Genomic DNA, 17384 nt, shown 5'->3' on the forward strand with positions numbered 1-17384 from the left:
TTAATTGTATAAGTAGACAAAGGTATATATGGTTACAATACGGCGTTGGTGGGATCGCAAAGGCTTACAAATCGGGTTATTAGCTTTAGTTGTTGGTAGTGCTTTCGTATTGCGACAGACTCAAGGTGAATTGGTGCTTGAGACATACCAGGCAATTACCCGTCCATTAGAGATGTTGCAGTCAGGGCCAACTCCAGAAGAACGGATTAGAGATGCCCGGATATTGGAATTGCAAACCCGTATAGTAGATTTGGAAAGTCAAAAGACAAAGCTACAAGATTTATTAGGCTATGTGGAAAAAGAGCCACTGGCATCACGGCCAATTCCAGCCAGGGTGATAGGACGTAGTGCTGACCAGTGGTGGCAACAAGTTACTCTAAATCGCGGTACGAATTCAGGGATTCAGGAAGGCTTTGTAGTCAAGGCAGATGGTGGATTAGTCGGTTTGGTGGAGAGTGTAACTCCCAATACTAGCCGCGTGTTGTTAATCAGTGACCTCAAGAGTCAAGTGGGTGTATCAGTTAGCCGTACAGCAGCTAAAGGCGTTTTGCGAGGAGATTCTTCTGCCGAAGCTGTGCTGGAGTTTTATGAAAAAGTTCCAAATGCCAAGATAGGAGATTTAGTTTCTACGTCTACTTATAGTCAGAAATTTCCATCTGGCTTGGCAGTAGGACGAATTAAGTCACTGGATTTAAAGAAACTTCCGGCATCAGTAGCAAAAATTGAGCTTTTTCCGCCAATCCGCTCTCTTGATTGGGTAGCAGTTTATCCAAAGCCAGAAAACCAAGAGTTGGAAAACCAAAAGTCTAAGTAAATTATTCAATAAAATCCATAGAAAAATGAAGATTCCTGCATTTGGTATTAGCAGGCAGAAAAAGCCAAAATCATCGGGGCGAAAATCGAAATTCCGAATCCAGCCGCTTTCTCGCTGGCATCCCGGTGCTCGTAAGTTGTTGGGTTACATAATCACGGCTAGTTCTGTACTATTATGTTTACTATTATTGCCAACTCGCCTGCCAGGTATGGAATTATTGGGAATTGGCCCTAACTGGCTGTTAATTTGGGTGGTAGCTTGGAGTGTGAAGCGCACAGTGTTTGCCGGAGCATTAGCAGGTATAGTTCTGGGATTACTCCAAGATTCTATGACAGCACCTAACCCTACTCATGCCATCAGTTTAGGTATAGTGGGAGTTTTAACTGGTCTACTCCAGAAACAGCGTTTTATTGAAGAAGACTTTATTTCAATTGCTGTAATTGTCTTTGTGATGGCAGTTTTGGCAGAAACGATCTTTGGATTGCAATTAACTTTGACAAGCGATGCCTACGGCGGGCACAGCCTACGCAAAGTAACAGATATTTGGACATATTACCAACGTGTCGCTCTAGCCTCTGCCATTCTTAGTAGTCTGTGGGCACCTGTGGTCTATTATCCCCTGAATCGTTGGTGGCAACGGATAAAATTGTTGGAGCAATAGTCAAAGGGAGCTAGGATAGGATTCACGCAAAACCACACGCGGTAGGAGCAATTCATAAATTACCCCTACCGCGTGTGGTTTTGGCTATTATATTTGCGTAAGTTCTGCAAAGCTTTAATTATTTACGCCGATTTACTTAGGTTCTGATTGCCAGCAAAGAAAATTCTCCTCTAACCTAAATCTTTATATAATTTTGGCAACCTCTGGCAACATGGATTCAAGCTACATTAAATCAAACAACACCGTATTATAGTAGTTAGTAGCATTTATGTCTTATAGTTTCTTTTTTGCCTGAAAAGAATATCAGGTAAGTCATTCCTGATTTACTGATTGCAGAATGTGGAAACTTTCACTAAATAACCTAGTTGGAGAACGCTAATGTCTAAAGAAAGAAAAAGTAATAAAGAAGTTAAAAAACCTAAAAAAGATCCCAAAGACAAAAAGGATAAGAATGATTCAAACAAATAGAACGATTTAGGTAAATAGCTTTAGCGAAGACCAAGAGTTGTATCTATTTAAATTGACAATACTTTGTCCAGTAGCATTGAGGAGTAGAAGTTATTGTCAACAATTTATTCACCCTTGGTCAAGCCTCAAAATCTGATGATTTAAGTTAGCACGTGCTATGTCTATAACAGACTACGCCTATGTTAATAAGTTAGGCAGGAGTAAATTTCAGCGAAACACCGTTCATACAGTAGCGTTTGCCAGTGGGTGCAGGGCCGTCATCAAAAACATGACCCAGATGACCACCACAGCGACTACAATGCACTTCAGTTCTGCTCATAAACAACGACTTATCTACAGTAGTAGCGATCGCACCTTCAATCGGCTTAAAAAAGCTGGGCCAGCCAGTGCCACTGTTAAATTTGGTCTTTGAGGTAAATAGGGGCAGTTCACACGCGGCACAATAATAAGTACCATTGTCGTATTCCTTATCCAATTGGCTGGTGTGAGGGCGTTCAGTCCCGTGTTTACGCAATACATTATACTGTTCTGGCGTTAAAATTGTCCTCCACTCTTCTTCTGGTTTGGTAATTTCAAATCCACTGTTAGAAGTTGTCATCGCTTTTGACTCCGAATTGATATACCTTGATAACAATGCTGTGCCGACTATTACTGCACTAGCCTGAAAAAAATAGCGTTTGTCCATATATCTATTATTTTCTATTTTCCGGTTAACTGGACAATCAACTCCAGTACGGAATTCCCTACATTAATCACTATAATCAGCGATCGCTCTGAATTCGCCCTGATAGACTGATTAAAATTAGCTAAGAAACGACAAATTATTTTTAAACAATATACTGGGCACTAATCTGCTCCCTGCTCCCTGCTCCCTTCCCTCTAGTTAAATCATTACGGCACTTCCGGCAGCTATGAGGTACACCTTAAAACTGAAAACCTTGACAGAATAGGGGAAAGGAGAAAAGCTGTATTGCATAATAGCCGGAAGCGCTGTATCTTCAGGCGATCCTCAAACCGTAGCGGCCAGGATGTTGGAATATGCAGATTGGGGTATTGAGTTTTTTATCCTCTCCGGCTATCCCCACTTAGAGGAAGCTTATCGAGTTGCGGAACTTTTATTTCCTCATTTGCCCTTAGAGAATCTGCCGACAGTGGAAAAGCAACATGTCTTAAGTCCATTTGGTGAAATTGTGGCAAATGAAGATTTCCCTAAGCAACATAAAGAGAAAGCCACATCCATATCCTAGTAAAGTTTAGGGAATTGGAAATAACCAATTCCCAATTCCCCATTCGCATTAATACATAGGAGTTTAATTGCATGACAAATATTTTAGCGATCGCAGGTAGTCCAACCCATCCATCTAGAACTTATGGTGTTATCGAATACACCGCCAAGCTTTTACAACAAGAAGGCTTGCATGTAGATATTATTTCAGTCCGAGATTTGCCTGCTGAAGATTTAGTTTTTGGACGATACGACAGCCCTGCTTTAGAACAACCAAAAGCTTTATTAGCAAAGGCAGATGGTGTGATTATTGCCACCCCAATCTACAAAGCTGCTTACACAGGAGTCCTGAAAACATTTCTAGATTTGCTCCCACAAAAATCATTCACAGGTAAACCTATATTACCAATCGCTCTTGGTGGGACGATCGCTCATTTATTGGCAATTGAATATGCCCTAAAACCTGTATTATCGGAATTAGGAGCGCGGCATATCTTAGCCACTGTTTATGCAGTAGATAAACAAATTCAACGACAAACTGATAATAGCGTCGTGTTAGATGAGGAAATTGAGCAAAGACTCAAAGATGTTCTCAAGGAATTTGTGAAAGCCGCAGTTTATGATGCCGCAGCACCCCAAGAATTAATTCATGCCAATTAAATAATTAAGTTTATACCTCCATTTGTTTGTAGCAGAGGGGTAAAGATTACCCCTCTGCTACTTTTTTTTTTCTAATTGTTAAATGGCAATGCGCTTTTTTGGTCAGGTTAACCAGTAAATTAGATGTAGGGCGTAAAAAAATAAACTCAATGAAAGCGATGTCTAACGACAGGCCGCAAAGCGTGTCCGCTTCTGATTTTGCATCTATCATCGGCGAAGAAAATGCTGTTTGTCTTTGGGAAAATATCAAACTAGATCAGCAAAAACGTATCCAACAGGCTGTAACTTCTGGAAATTTACCCAGTTGTATTGTCTATCCCCGCAGCCAAGAACAGCTAGCCGTAGTCATTGCCAAAGCTCATACAAATAACTGGCGCGTCCTCCCCTGTGGTAGTGGCAGTAAACTCAACTGGGGTGGTTTAGCCAAAAGTATTGATGTTGTAGTCAGTACAAAACGCATCAACCAACTGATTGAACACGCTGTTGGCGATTTGACTGTCACAGTAGAAGCTGGAATGAAATTCTCCGATCTCCAAGCACTTTTGGCAAAATCGCGGCAATTTCTTGCCCTTGACCCCACAGCACTGGAATCAGCAACCATTGGCGGTATTGTCGCCACAGGTGATACAGGTTCACTGCGACAACGTTATGGTAGTGTGCGCGACCAGTTACTAGGTGTTACCTTTGTCCGTGCTGATGGAGAAATCGCCAAAGCTGGGGGGAGAGTAGTTAAAAATGTTGCCGGATATGACTTAATGAAGTTGCTTACTGGGTCTTATGGCACATTAGGCTTTATTAGTCAACTAACTTTTCGCTTGTATCCGCTATCGGAGGCATCGGGGACGGTGGTACTAACTGGTAATGCTGAGGCTGTATCCCAAGCAGCTGATATCCTTCGAGGTTCGGCATTAACACCAGTTCAGGCTGATTTGCTATCGACTAAATTGGTGTCCAGCTTAGGTTTGGGTGAAGGGCTAGGATTAATTGCCCGCTTTCAAAGTATTAGTGAGAGTGTTAAGGAGCAGTCAAACCGAGTTTTGGAGGTTGGGCAAAAGTTAGGTTTAGATGGGGCAATTTTTGCCGATGGTGATGAAGCTAGTCTATGGCAGAGATTGCAAGAACGAATACATACTAATGTTACAGAATCTGTAATTACCTGCAAAATAGGAGTGCTACCTACTGCTGCTGTGGAGATTTTGACTCAGGTGGAGTTAGGTTTAATTCATATTAGTAGTGGTTTAGGTTTGTTACAATTAGAGAGTAAAAATCAAGTTTTGAAGGTGCGCGATTCCACTCAAGCGAATAGAGGTTTTTTAACAATTTTGTCAGCACCAATGGCGCTTAAAGAACAAATAGATGTTTGGGGTTATACGGGGAATGCGTTGCCGTTGATGCGCCGTATTAAGGAACAGTTTGATAGTAAGAATATTTTAAGTCCCGGTCGGTTTGTGGGTGGAATTTAAGAAACGAACCGCAGAGACGCTGAGGGCGCTGAGATAGAGAGGGGAAAGAATTAATTATGCAAGTTTCAGAAAATTCTGTTAATAATACGGCTAGTTTAAAGAATTTGAAGGGGTTTGATGAAAGTCATCCACCCGATCCGAAGTTGATTGATAGTTGTGTACACTGTGGTTTTTGTCTTTCGACTTGTCCCAGTTATCGGGTGCTTGGTAAGGAGATGGATTCACCTAGAGGACGCATCTATTTAATGGATGCGATTAATGAGGGTGAGATTGCTTTAAATACGGCAACTGTAGAACATTTTGATTCTTGTTTGGGATGTCTTGCTTGTGTAAGCACTTGTCCTTCTGGGGTGCAGTATGACAAATTAATTTCTGCTACTCGTCACCAAATTGAACGGAATTATCCCCGCAGTTTGCCAGATCAATTTATTCGGAAACTAATATTTTCTTTGTTTCCCTATCCCAATCTTTTACGAGTTTTATTAGTTCCGTTGTTGGTTTATCAGAAGTTGGGGTTTGCTAAATTCTTTCGCGCTACAGGTTTACTCAATAAAGTATCGCCCCGTTTGGCAGCAATGGAATCTATTCTGCCAGAAATTACTCTCAAATCTTTTCAAGATAATCTGCCTAGTGTGATTCCTGCTAAAGGTGAGAAGCGCTATCGAGTCGGAGTAATTTTGGGTTGCGTGCAACGACTGTTTTTCTCCCGCGTGAATGAAGCAACGGTGCGGGTTTTAACAGCGAATGGTTGTGAAGTTGTTATTCCCAAATCTCAAGGCTGTTGTGCAGCGCTTCCCGAACACCAAGGACAAACAGAACAGGCGAAAGCTTTAGCAAGGCAAATGATTGATAGTTTTGCCAAGACTGATGTCGATTTTGTGATTATCAATGCTGCTGGTTGCGGTCATACTTTGAAAGAATACGGTCACATTTTAGAAAGTGACCCAGAATATCGGGAAAAGGCAAAGGATTTTGCAGCTAAAGTTAAAGATGCTCAAGAGTTTTTAGTAACTGTTGGGTTAACAGCAAAACTATCGCCACTGACTGATAAACCCTTGAATTTAGTTTATCAAGATGCTTGTCATTTATTGCATGGTCAAAAGATTAGCGTCCAACCGCGTCAAGTATTACGACAAATTCCAGGAGTGAAGTTGAGAGAACCAATAGATGCGGCTTTATGTTGTGGCAGTGCTGGGGTTTATAATATGCTGCAACCAGAAGTTGCTGAAGAATTGGGTCAGCAAAAAGTACAGAATTTGTTAAATACTGGGGCTGAGTTAATTGCTTCTGCTAATCCGGGGTGTACTTTGCAGATTACGAAACATTTGCAGTTGCAGGGTAAGAAGATTTCAGTTATTCATCCGATGGAGTTGTTAGATTATTCAATTCGCGGTGAAAAGTTGAAAATTTAAAAAACAAAAACCCAGAGGCTAAAAGATTGGAGATAAACACAAAGCTTGTCTGCACTAGCTTTGTGTTTGCCGATTAGCTTATGACTCTTCTCTTCTGGGTGCAAATGCTTAAATACCTAAATGTCTGCTGATAAGCCGAAAAAGCGTCTACGCACTTCTAGAATTATTGCAATTTCAAAGCGACTTTGTTCCCAAAGTGGTAATAAAACCTGTTTAGCAGTATTTACAGCAAATCGCAATCAAACGCACCACGGATAAAAGTACTAAAACCAATGCTGGGCTTTGTTTTAGAATTAATTTTTGTGGCGGGTTTGATAAAAAACTGCTGTAATTGAGCTTGCGAGAAATAAATTTTACCATTTTCTATAATCCAAATAAATGTCCGAGTTATTAAATCTGCATTAAAACTATTCTCTGATTCACAATTATTCATTCTTGCTACTTGCCGATAAGTATCTGTAGAGTGCGTTACGCTACGCTAACGCACCCTACGGATATTTCAAAAATCAAATACTAGTCCTATGGAAGCGATGACTGCTAAATTACTAAATCTGTCTGCTGAAGAAGTCAAAAAGCTAATACGTTATCAAGTTAAAAATCAATCTCGGTTGAAACCACAGCCCAAACAACGCATACAAACAAAGAAAGCCGCTAAAACTGAGATAATTTCAAATACCAATTGAAATGACACGGGAGCTAAAGCAAACCCCCAAACTAGAGAAACTGTTCCAGCTAACATAGCTGCAATGCGATGAATTTCGTCTTTACTTCTCCAAGCCAAGAAAGAAGTTCCTAAACCAATTAATAATAAGACTACGCTACTCATAACGATATTTATTGCTTAGAAGCTGTAATACTAGCTATATTCCAATTCTATAAAAATCATATTTGATTTTTGAACAAAATTAGGTATTGTAGGGGAGCCAGTGCGTTGCGGAGGTTCCCTCCGTTGTAGCAAATGGCGTTGTATTATAACGCACAACGCACCATTATCGAGGGTTTGGTGCCGGACTCTCCGTACTAACACAACGCCAATTCGCTGATAGACAAAACCAAAATCGGTAGACAGAAAAGGTAAAAGGGTGACAGTAGAGTTAATCTTGCCACTTTACCAAGGATTGCCAACCATTGTAAATCCAGCCCAATAATAAGGATGGGTAAGTAATTGCTCTCCTTCATCACCACTGTTATTAGGTAGAGGCAGGCTCCCCACTACTCCCAAACCTTGTATTTGACCATTTTTTACGTAAATCTGCCCTTTTGCCATACCTAACTGAGCCTGTCTGAGGGCTTCTGCTTTAATCCGAGATGTCCTCAAGTTTTCATAAAATTTCGTCATCAAGGCTGCTGTACCAGCATCATTAACCGACCAAAGACTGGCAACAGTAGTTTTTACGCCTGCTAGCACAGCTAAACCTGCAAATCCAAGCTCCGACTCTTCATCCCCCAAAGCTGTTCTACAGGCACTCAGCACCAGCATTTCAACTTCAGGTTCATTCAAGCGCAACTCCCGTAATTGGTTCAAGCGTAACTTGTCCTCCCACAGTTGAATATAAGAATTACTCAAAGCGCCGGTAGCAAAATCAGCGTGGGTTGCCATGTGAATAATCCCAAAAGGTTGTTGGCGGCGGATAGTTTTGAGATTTTCTAAAGTGGCTTGCTTGTCTAACAACAATTTGCCCTGCCAGAGTTTAGACACCAGTGTTGATAACTCCAGAGGAACTGCTGGTAAAGGCTCTTGTCCCTGAGTACTCTGAGAAACCCCCATCGCTAAGATTTGAGATTTTTTAATGTCTTTATAAAGGGTGTTGGTCAAACTCAGACTGGGCATCAAGCCAATGCTATATTTTTCTATTAGAAACCCTTTGCCATCATGAAGTGCTGCCATTGGGGTTGAACGTAATCCAATATCTGGTAAAAAGACCAGATTATTGATTTCTCTTGCCTGTAAATCTGCCTCTAGTGGTGCAATAATCCAGCGATAAAGTTGTTGGGATGGACGCAAATAACCGGTGCGGCGACGGTTTTGTGGACTAACTATTTGGTCGCGAAATTCTTGAGCTACTTTGAGAACTTTAGCTCTGGTTGTTTCGGGGATGCGCTTACGGATGGGATTGCCTTTTCCAGTTACTACGACTATTTCCAGTTGGTCGCTATCCTGTTCTGCTAGAGTATTTAACTGTTTGGTAAACTTTTCAGCTTTGCCTAAATTTCTCTCTGGTATTATCTCCACCGGTACAAAACTGATGTAAATAAATGCAGGTTTAACACCAGTCGCTTCCTCAATTTTACGAGCAATTTCTTTAGCATCATCTAGTGTTTTGATTCTAGGTGTAGGGATGCCTAAATGGTCGGCAAAATCATCTGTGAAATCACTTTCGGGTGTGGGATCGGTATTAATAACGGGGTTATCAATCTTAGGATTATTTAGAACAGGGTTAACTGGTTTACCTGGGGTGCATTGGAATGAGCAGGGGGGAAGAGTTGGGGTAGGAGTCGGAGTCGGAATCGTGGTAGGAATCTGACTGACGTTGATTCCTACCTGTACAGATGCAGAAGAGGAAACGCGGTCATTTGCACTAATTATAAAAGCATTTAGCGATCCGTTAGTATCTGCTGGAGGTGTGTACACTAAAGTATCGTTGCTAGATAAGGTAGTAACACCAGGGAAGACGGGAAGGCCATTGACAGTGAGAGTTCCTGTATTCACTACATCAACCTGGATGGAGGTGATGTCATTATTTGCATCGCTGACCAATGCAGCCAAACTAGAGAATGTCAAGGTTACTGGTTGATTGGTCTGGGTATTGGGTAGCGATGAGTTTGCTGTTAATGTCGGTGGGGTGTTGACGGAAGTAATGGTAATGCCGGTTGGGGTGCCGCTAGCATCTCCGCCATTAGGTAAGACTGGGAAGTTACCCGAAGCGATGATTGAATCCCCTCTATTAAGCGATCCTGCTGTGCCATTGACACTTGCATCACCGACGATAAAATCCACATTGTTTGGGCCACCATCGTGTTGAATTCTGATAGTACCTCCTACAAGAGGTTGAGCGTTAGTACCTCCTCCACTAGTAAAAAATCCACCAGTAGCGATCGCATCACCCGCTCCTATTCCTTGAATCAGTCCGTTGGTTAGCACTTGTACATTGCCACCTTGAACAGTGTTACCACCAACAAAATCATCGGCGATCGCCTGAGTGTTGATGTTAGTAAAACGAATATTGCTGCCAGCAGTATTGGTAGTCTGTAAGGTAACGTTGCCACCTGTAACATTTCCAGTCCCATCAACTCCGATGGCGATCGCTGAAGCATTAATGCCATCATTAACGGTGATATTCTCTGTGGCAGTTAAGCCTACTGTGCCAGCCGTGCCGATAAAAGAGCCGCCTCCGGTCTTGGCTACAGACGAGTTTATTGCCCCTGTGGTAATACTACCTGCGGTGGTACTAACTTGTACATTGCCACCAGTACCTAACCCCCCAGCATCATTTGAAGAGGAATTAATGGTATCTGTGAGGATATTGCCTGCCGCCGTCAAAGTCACCGTTCCACCTGTGGCATTGCCAATCCCTCCACTATCGCTAGTGTTAATCTGATTCAGGGTAATTGCACCATTGCTGCTGATGACTTGAACATTACCTGCTGAGTAGCCTTGTCCACTGGCAATAATATTGCCTGCACTAATGTTGCCAATTGCAGACAAGTTTACATCGCCACTTCTATTGAAATTACGAGTTGTATCTAGATTTCCCAATAACAGGCTGGCTCCCGAAATGTTTATTGCTCCTCCGGTTGTCGCGATTGTGTTGGTAGGGTCAACAAAGTTTACAGAACCATTTTGCGAAGTTAAACTGAAGCTACCACCGCCTAAGTTTAATGTAGCGACACCAGGGGTAGTTACTCCGAGCGTAGCTCCGGTGATGTTATTGATAGTAATATTGCCTGTGGCTTGTAAGTTAATATTTGCACCCGAAGCTGCGATCGCACCCCATGAAACTGTATTAGCTCCAATATCTGCATCCGCAAAGGCAATGTTGCCAGCTGTGGCATCAAAATCACCTGTCCCTGCTGCACCATCAATAATGGTCAATGTGCTGGGGTCTAATAATAAAGTGCCAAAACTGCCATTGGGGGCTGAAGCATCGACTAAACCGTTGAAGGTCAAGAAGTTTTTGCCTGATACTTCGACATTTCCACCATTCCCAGCATTTGCTCCTCCACGAGCCGAAATGTTACCAAAATATTGAGTTGTATCGTTACCCCAAACAATTACCCGTCCGCCGTTTCCATTCAAATTGCTATTGGCATTAATGATGGAGTTTGAATCTACATAAGTTTTATCTGCATTGGGCAAAGTCCCCTTACCTTGGTAATCGCCGCCAATTAACACAGTACCGCCGCCATTCGTTCCAGAGGCGTTAATATTGGCATCAATTACCGCGACTTTTTTACCCAAAACAGTTACAGTACCGCCTGTTTGACTCGATACATCAATTTTGCCAGAAACAATCGTTGTCCCTGGTGTTGTGGGAATTGTCACATTAGAGCCTGTTAATTTTACAGTCCCATCAGGATTGGCAGTTAACCCCGGATTACCAACTGTGAGCAATTCGGGTATTGATGCAATGGGAATTGTCCAGTTATTGGGTTGATTGCTACTAGAGGCGAGAGGCTGAATTTCTAGACTCAGCAAATTTCCTGGCTGACTGAGACGCACCCAATTTTGTCCTGGTACGGATGTGACAGAAATTTGTCCTCCCGGTGCTGTCAATTGCCCGGTGTTGATTACAGTACCGCCCAATAAATTCAAATTTTGCCCAGTACTTACTGCCAAATTTCCAGCATTGGCGATCGCTCCTGGCTGGTTCATACTAAAGGCAAATCCGTTGGGGTTTCCAACTAGAGCCGCGTAGTCATTAACACCGATGGCATTGAACCAACTGCTACCAAAACCAATACCATTGGCTGTTGTCGCGGTGAAAGCACCAGGTACATTTAAGCTGGCGTTCGATCCAAAAACAAATCCGGCTGGATTCATCAAGAACAGGTTAGGATTGCCACCTGTTACCTGAATTAAGCCATTGATGACTGAGGGATTCCCGCCTGTAATTCGACCAAGAATATTTTGCAGCGCCGGACTAGCTTGAAAGTTAGCGATTTGTTCTGGGGAAATGCCAAATTGTTGAAAGCTGTGGAAGAGGTTAACACCATCCCTAGAAGTTGTACCCCCGGTGATATCAAGTCGATTGCCGTTGGGTGTAACAATTGTGTTTGTCCCATCGGCAGCAGGAACTATTTGTTGTGCTTGGGCTAATCCCGCACTCGTGGCACTCACTAGAGGCAAAATAGCTAGTACTGAAGCGGCGATTTTGTGGAGTAGAGGTTGTTTCTGCCGCAAGATGAAGTGGCCTGCGGGCAATTCTACATCGATTTGTAACTTTTCTGCTAATCCGCGTCGCCAAAGTGCTTGAGCGATCGCCTTCTGTGACCAGACTATTTGTTCTGTTCTTTTGGTGACAGACAGGCTTTGAGAGTGAATCCGGTAGAGGTAGAGTGGATTTTGAACTCGGCGCACTTGGGCTACTTCTGAAAGTCGCAGACACAGGTCGTAATCGTAAGCAATACCACTAAAAGATGCGTTGATACCTCCCACGCGATCGTAAACTGAACGGCGCATGAGGCGGAAGTGGAAAGTCATGAAGTTTACCAGCAGACCTTCTTGGGAGTAGGGAATGTCACAGCGATGACCGTAGCCAATGACTTTGCCTTCTTCATCAATATTTAGGTAGTCGGTGTAAACAAATCCCGTTTCTGGATGGCAGTTGAGGACTGTTGCGGTTTCGGCAAGGGCAGTAGGCGCTAGGATATCATCACTGTCTACAAAACCAACGTAAGTACCGCTAGTTTGACCGATCGCTGCCTTACAAGCTTCAGCAACTCCCTGATGGTGTGCTTGGACTACCCGGACTCGCCCATCTTGTTGAGTATAAGCATTAGCGATCGCCACCGATCCATCTGTGGAGCCATCATCCCAAATAAGTAGTTCAAAGTCCTGCCATGTCTGCGCTAAAACACTGGCGATCGCTACTCCAAGGTAAGACTCCCGGTTGTAATTGACGATGACTATGGAGATCAGTGGTGGCATCGAAGTATTCCCAAGTTTTCTACCTGTTACCACAATATAATGCTAGGGGCTATCACTTAGAATAAATTGTTGTTAATTAACACAATGTGCAACTTATTTATTCTTAGAATCCCGCTTCCAAACCTCTCCCCCACTCCTGAGAGGCTTTAATACTTGCTCCCTAATGCTAAAGGGTTAAGTTTGAGAGAACCTTTTAATTTACGATAATTTTTTAGTCATTAATTAGGACTTACGCAAGGTTACGGAATAATCAACCGTAGAGGCGCAGAGAAGCCAGTGCGTCCTTGCGGTTCCGTCTCCGACAAGAGAAGCAACTGGCGCGACACAGAAAAATCAGAGTTTAAGATATATTTTGCGTAAGTCATTATATATAATACAGATGTATTTCTTATTCGTAAATTTATTATGGTACAAACAATCCAAGGGCGAGATATCAGCCTTTACGAACTAGAAGAAAAATTTGGTTTGCAATTGGTTACAAATGCTGATTTTTTTACAGAATGGACAAATGATTTACCATCGGTTAATGATGCAGAATTTCTCTCGCTAGAACGAGTTAAAAGTAACTATTTAAATTTAACTCAACATCGTCCGATGTCAGAAGAAGCGGTGAAGATGGTAGTGCTGTCTCCACTGCTTGATTTAGTTGGTTTTTATCAGCCACCTTTTGAAATTGAAACTGAAAAATCTACTGATATTTCTGCTGTAGATGAAAGTATAATGGTCAAAGGTAAGATTGATGTTTTGGTAATTCAAAAACGTCTTTGGGTACTAGTTATTGAATCTAAAAGCACTAAATTTGATGTCTTAAGCGCATTACCCCAAGCACTTGCTTATATGCTTGATATTCCCAATATTGAACGACCAATCTTTGGGTTACTTGTCAACGGTAGAGAGTTTGTTTTTGTGAAGCTAGTTCAGCAAGAAAATCCAAAATATGCTCGTTCTTATGCATTATCAATTGAACGAGATGCAGAATTCCAACAGGTACTAAGTGCATTAAAACGCATTGGTCAATTAATTTTATAAGCGCAGACACAATTCAAAATTCAAAATGACGCTCTCTACGAGACGTTAAAAGCGAACGCGGACTCGCTCTAAGCGTTCGCGGAGCGTCTCGTAGAGAAGCCATGCCGTAGGCTTTAGGGACTTCCAAATAAAAAACATATCCCAAATTTTCTTGTGGGATGGGCATCTTGCCCGTCCCCAATATCAGGACGGGCAAGATGCCCATCCCACAAATGAATAATTTATTTCTTGGAAAGCCCTTACGCTGCGCTAACAAAATTAAAGACAATTTCAGATGGGGATTTAAACCCCGACTGAAACTGAGGCTACCTGTAGATGTAGGGATCTTAAACCCTTTTATTTACGATCAATTGTTTCGCCAACAGGGTTAACAGCTAGCGCCAAGTACGATTTCCGTCGTTTACACACAATCCTTAATTAGATGCCTATATTTGGTTGCACGCGGTGTTAATTATACTTTTAGTTACAAATCTTCTGAAATCTGAATGTCAAAAATATGATATTGAAATATTCATGCACCCATAGCATACTCAAAAACCAAAATCAGCCCAGTCCTTAAATAAGGCACCCCACTGAGGAGAAATGAGAAAAGACACAGGAACTGGTATTAAGCCGAAAACAACGACTCAGCAAAGAATTGTCTCTTTCTCTCATCAGGTAAACACTTGGCCTTTGGCAAGTACTAAATGGAACAAGCACAGCTTCAGTTTTCAGTGTGGCTTGCTAATTCTGCCTGCGGTCTGGATTGTAACTGTAAATGGACTTAGAGCTACAGCAAATAACTTTACACCCGACTCGGCTGCAAATAGTACTCAGCCAAAGTTACAAATAGTACAGGAAACAAACCCTTCCCCAGTAATTGCCCCGAATCAACCCGAACCGAACCCTCAACTAGAAACGCCACAACGGATTCGGGTTCGCAAAATCCAAGTTGTAGATAGCACCGTCTTTAATGAAAATGACTTTAATCCAGTAGTTAAGCCCTTTGAAGAACGGGACTTGACTTTAGAAGAAATCAGACAAGCCGCAGATGCTGTTACCCAGCTTTACTTAAACAAAGGCTATATAAATTCCAGAGCAGTTCCAGATATTCAGCAACCTAGTACCGCCGATGGTGTTGTGGTAATTCGAGTCATTGAAGGGCGTTTGACAGAGATTAACATCGAAGGGACGCGGCGATTAAATCCATCTTATATTCGTAGTCGCATCCAGTTAGGTGCGGGTATCCCTTTGAATAGTGGTAAGCTCGAAGAACAACTGAAATTGTTGCGACTCGATCCTCTATTTACCAATGTGGAAGCGCGTCTAAGGCCAACGGGTAAGGTTGGTCAAAGTGTTCTCATTGTCAGAGTTGAAGAGGCAAAAACTTTAATTGGTAGCTTGGGTGTAGATAATTATTCGCCTCCCAGTATTGGGGCAGAAAGATTGGGTATTGAACTGCGCGATCGCAATTTAACCGGGATGGGAGATGAGTTAGCAGGCTCCTATTATCACACGCTTTCTGGTGGTTCTGATGCTTTTGATTTTAGCTATCAAGTTCCTGTTAACGCCATGAATGGCAAAGTGCAGATTAGAACGGCATTTAATCGCAACGAAATCACTGAGCCACCCTTTGATGCCCTTGGCATTCGCGCCAACCAGGATCTTTATGAAATCAATTATCGCCAACCATTGATGCGATCGCCCAAAGAAGAATTTGCCTTATCTTTGGGATTTACCTATCAAGAGGGTCAAACCTTCCTCTTCGATAACCTTGCAACCCCCTTTGGTATTGGGCCTGATGCCAATGGTGTCAGCCGCACCAGCGTAATTAAATTTGGTCAAGATTATATCAAGCGCGAACCTCAAGGAGCTTGGTTTTTGCGATCGCAATTTAATTTTGGCATTGACATCTTAGACGCAACTATCAACAGTGACCCCATACCTGATGGCCGCTTTTTCAGTTGGTTGGGTCAAATACAGCGCGTCCAGCAACTCAGCAACGATCATCTGTTGCTTATCCAAGCAGACTTACAGTTAACACCAGATAGTCTTTTACCTTCCCAGCAATTTGTTATTGGCGGTGGACAGTCTGTAAGGGGATATCGTCAAAATATCCGCTCTGGGGATAATGGATTTCGGGTAGCGATTGAAGATCGGTTCACAGTCCAGCGCGATGAATCTGGATTATCCACAATTCAACTCGCGCCATTTCTGGACATGGGAGCAGTTTGGAATCAGTCTAATAATCCTAATCTGCTACCCGCTCAAACATTTTTGGCGGGTGCGGGCTTAGGATTATTATGGAATCAGGCAATGGGAATTGATAATCTGTTTTTGCGGCTCGATTATGGATTTCCATTTATCGATCTGAGCGATCGCGGCAATAACGCTCAAGATGATGGTTTTTATTTTAGTCTTCGTTATCAACCTTAGCACAGCAATATCGGTGGGCTTTGTTTGTGTAGCCGGGAATTCCCTTCACTTAACTTATCAATGTTTCCTGACCTATGTCAGCATTTTTTGTTTTAAAAACCACTGAAAAAGCGCATTTTCAGGTGATTGGCGATTTTTGGAAAATTTATTTCTGATTATTTACTGAGCTAATCTCCATTTGGGGTGTACTCTCAATATACGGTAACTACCACACTTGACCTTTGAGATAAATTACACCCAGAGGTGAATACCATGAAAAATTATGCTGATAAGCAGGAACTAATATTAAGCCAAATCACAAATAAATATTTTCAGCGCCGAGATTTTAGTGGATGTGACTTGAGTGGAATTGACCTAAAAGGAATTAACTTAAGTGGTGTTAACTTTATTGGAGCGGATTTACGTGACGCAAATTTGTCTGGCTGTGTCCTCACTCGTGCTAATTTAAGTGGTGCAAATTTGATGCAAGCTAGCTTACGCGAAGCTAATTTGTATGAAGCATCTTTGTGTGAAGCTAATTTGATTAATGCTGATTTAACACGAGCAAATTTGTGCGGAACTTTCTTGTGGCGGGCGAAATTCACGAGTAGTAATCTTTGGGGTGCTTCTTTATGTGATGTGGATTTGCGAGAAGCAGACTTAAGTGAAGCCAAATTAATTGAAGCATCACTGATTGAAGCTAACTTAATGAGAGCAAATCTCTCAGGAGCAAAGTTATGCGGAGCAAAATTACTAGAAGCTAATTTAACTGAGGCCAACTTAACTGGTGCAGATTTGACATGGGCAAATTTAACCAAGGCAAATTTGACTAAAGCAAACCTTTGGGAAACAAACCTGATTTATGCAAGGTTCCGGGATACTATCATGCCTGATGGCACAATTAAGCAACCTCAGATAGTTATTTATTAGTTAGTTGTAGCCCTGTCAAAGTGAGATAATCTTGTGATTCCGTTTCCATGCTCTGTATGAGGCTTTCCTTTTAGCTGTAACCACAATTTTTCTCAGCTTGGGTAATGATTTCACTTATGTTTATTTAGATATCGTCTTTTTTGCTTCACATTCCTGTTTTACATAAGAGTGAGTCTTATA

12 protein-coding genes and 1 pseudogene are annotated in these 17384 nt (G+C 42.2%); 9 read left to right on the plus strand and 4 right to left on the minus strand.

All coding sequences use genetic code 11. The annotated features are described in order from the left end of the window. Positions 1 to 28: 28 nt before the first annotated feature. Together mreC and mreD are read left to right on the plus strand one after the other, a co-directional pair. The gene (gene mreC / locus V7K55_RS03785) at positions 29 to 814 is read left to right on the plus strand and encodes a rod shape-determining protein MreC (protein WP_334828355.1); all 786 of its coding nucleotides are present in this window, start codon (positions 29 to 31) and stop codon (positions 812 to 814) included. 25 nt (positions 815 to 839) lie between these two features. Continuing rightward, a complete protein-coding gene (gene mreD / locus V7K55_RS03790; protein ID WP_334828357.1) occupies positions 840 to 1475 on the plus strand; it encodes a rod shape-determining protein MreD in 636 nt (211 codons plus the stop codon). 658 nt (positions 1476 to 2133) lie between these two features. Here mreD and msrB read toward each other — a convergent pair. Next, positions 2134 to 2628, minus strand: a complete 495-nt coding sequence (msrB, locus tag V7K55_RS03795) for a peptide-methionine (R)-S-oxide reductase MsrB (protein ID WP_334828359.1) — start codon at positions 2626 to 2628, stop codon at positions 2134 to 2136. A gap of 295 nt (positions 2629 to 2923) precedes the next feature. Between msrB and V7K55_RS03800 the strand changes: the two are divergent. From V7K55_RS03800 to V7K55_RS03815, 4 genes and pseudogenes are all read left to right on the plus strand, one after another. Further along, positions 2924 to 3190 (plus strand): annotated as a pseudogene (locus V7K55_RS03800) (alkanesulfonate monooxygenase); the annotation flags it as partial. Between the two features lie 71 nt (positions 3191 to 3261). Then, complete coding sequence (gene ssuE, locus V7K55_RS03805; RefSeq protein ID WP_334828362.1) at positions 3262 to 3828, plus strand: NADPH-dependent FMN reductase; 567 nt, start codon at positions 3262 to 3264, stop codon at positions 3826 to 3828. A 149-nt stretch (positions 3829 to 3977) separates the two neighbouring features. Next, entirely contained in the window at positions 3978 to 5291 is a 1314-nt protein-coding gene (locus V7K55_RS03810; RefSeq protein ID WP_334828364.1) for an FAD-binding oxidoreductase, read from the plus strand. A 56-nt stretch (positions 5292 to 5347) separates the two neighbouring features. Then, positions 5348 to 6703: a (Fe-S)-binding protein gene (locus V7K55_RS03815; protein ID WP_334828366.1), complete on the plus strand. Its 1356-nt coding sequence runs from the start codon at positions 5348 to 5350 to the stop codon at positions 6701 to 6703. A 223-nt stretch (positions 6704 to 6926) separates the two neighbouring features. Here V7K55_RS03815 and V7K55_RS03820 read toward each other — a convergent pair whose 3' ends face one another. The 3 genes from V7K55_RS03820 to V7K55_RS03830 form a co-directional block, all read right to left on the minus strand. Then, a complete protein-coding gene (locus tag V7K55_RS03820; RefSeq protein WP_334828368.1) occupies positions 6927 to 7136 on the minus strand; it encodes a hypothetical protein in 210 nt (69 codons plus the stop codon). A gap of 165 nt (positions 7137 to 7301) precedes the next feature. After that, the gene (locus tag V7K55_RS03825) at positions 7302 to 7529 is read right to left on the minus strand and encodes a hypothetical protein (RefSeq protein ID WP_334828370.1); all 228 of its coding nucleotides are present in this window, start codon (positions 7527 to 7529) and stop codon (positions 7302 to 7304) included. A gap of 282 nt (positions 7530 to 7811) precedes the next feature. Then, positions 7812 to 12851, minus strand: a complete 5040-nt coding sequence (locus V7K55_RS03830) for a CHAT domain-containing protein (protein ID WP_334828372.1) — start codon at positions 12849 to 12851, stop codon at positions 7812 to 7814. Positions 12852 to 13256: 405 nt separating this feature from the next. On the opposite strand from V7K55_RS03830, the gene V7K55_RS03835 reads away from it, so the two are divergent. From V7K55_RS03835 to V7K55_RS03845, 3 genes are all read left to right on the plus strand, one after another. Then, complete coding sequence (locus tag V7K55_RS03835) at positions 13257 to 13880, plus strand: type I restriction endonuclease subunit R (protein WP_334828374.1); 624 nt, start codon at positions 13257 to 13259, stop codon at positions 13878 to 13880. A 582-nt stretch (positions 13881 to 14462) separates the two neighbouring features. After that, the gene (locus V7K55_RS03840) at positions 14463 to 16295 is read left to right on the plus strand and encodes a ShlB/FhaC/HecB family hemolysin secretion/activation protein (RefSeq protein WP_334828376.1); all 1833 of its coding nucleotides are present in this window, start codon (positions 14463 to 14465) and stop codon (positions 16293 to 16295) included. 252 nt (positions 16296 to 16547) lie between these two features. After that, complete coding sequence (locus V7K55_RS03845; RefSeq protein ID WP_334828378.1) at positions 16548 to 17204, plus strand: pentapeptide repeat-containing protein; 657 nt, start codon at positions 16548 to 16550, stop codon at positions 17202 to 17204. Positions 17205 to 17384 lie beyond the last annotated feature (180 nt).

It is taken from the genome of Nostoc sp., assembly GCF_036919895.1.
GTDB lineage: Bacteria > Cyanobacteriota > Cyanobacteriia > Cyanobacteriales > Nostocaceae > Nostoc.

Excerpts from the sequence above, each read along its gene's own strand:
- mreC (WP_334828355.1), top strand. The coding sequence starts at position 29 with ATGGTTACAATACGGCGTTGGTGGGATCGCAAAGGCTTACAAATCGGG.
- mreD (WP_334828357.1), top strand. The coding sequence starts at position 840 with ATGAAGATTCCTGCATTTGGTATTAGCAGGCAGAAAAAGCCAAAATCA.
- msrB (WP_334828359.1), bottom strand. The coding sequence starts at position 2,628 with ATGGACAAACGCTATTTTTTTCAGGCTAGTGCAGTAATAGTCGGCACA.
- ssuE (WP_334828362.1), top strand. The coding sequence starts at position 3,262 with ATGACAAATATTTTAGCGATCGCAGGTAGTCCAACCCATCCATCTAGA.
- V7K55_RS03810 (WP_334828364.1), top strand. The coding sequence starts at position 3,978 with ATGAAAGCGATGTCTAACGACAGGCCGCAAAGCGTGTCCGCTTCTGAT.
- V7K55_RS03815 (WP_334828366.1), top strand. The coding sequence starts at position 5,348 with ATGCAAGTTTCAGAAAATTCTGTTAATAATACGGCTAGTTTAAAGAAT.
- V7K55_RS03820 (WP_334828368.1), bottom strand. The coding sequence starts at position 7,136 with ATGAATAATTGTGAATCAGAGAATAGTTTTAATGCAGATTTAATAACT.
- V7K55_RS03825 (WP_334828370.1), bottom strand. The coding sequence starts at position 7,529 with ATGAGTAGCGTAGTCTTATTATTAATTGGTTTAGGAACTTCTTTCTTG.
- V7K55_RS03830 (WP_334828372.1), bottom strand. The coding sequence starts at position 12,851 with ATGCCACCACTGATCTCCATAGTCATCGTCAATTACAACCGGGAGTCT.
- V7K55_RS03835 (WP_334828374.1), top strand. The coding sequence starts at position 13,257 with ATGGTACAAACAATCCAAGGGCGAGATATCAGCCTTTACGAACTAGAA.
- V7K55_RS03840 (WP_334828376.1), top strand. The coding sequence starts at position 14,463 with ATGAGAAAAGACACAGGAACTGGTATTAAGCCGAAAACAACGACTCAG.
- V7K55_RS03845 (WP_334828378.1), top strand. The coding sequence starts at position 16,548 with ATGAAAAATTATGCTGATAAGCAGGAACTAATATTAAGCCAAATCACA.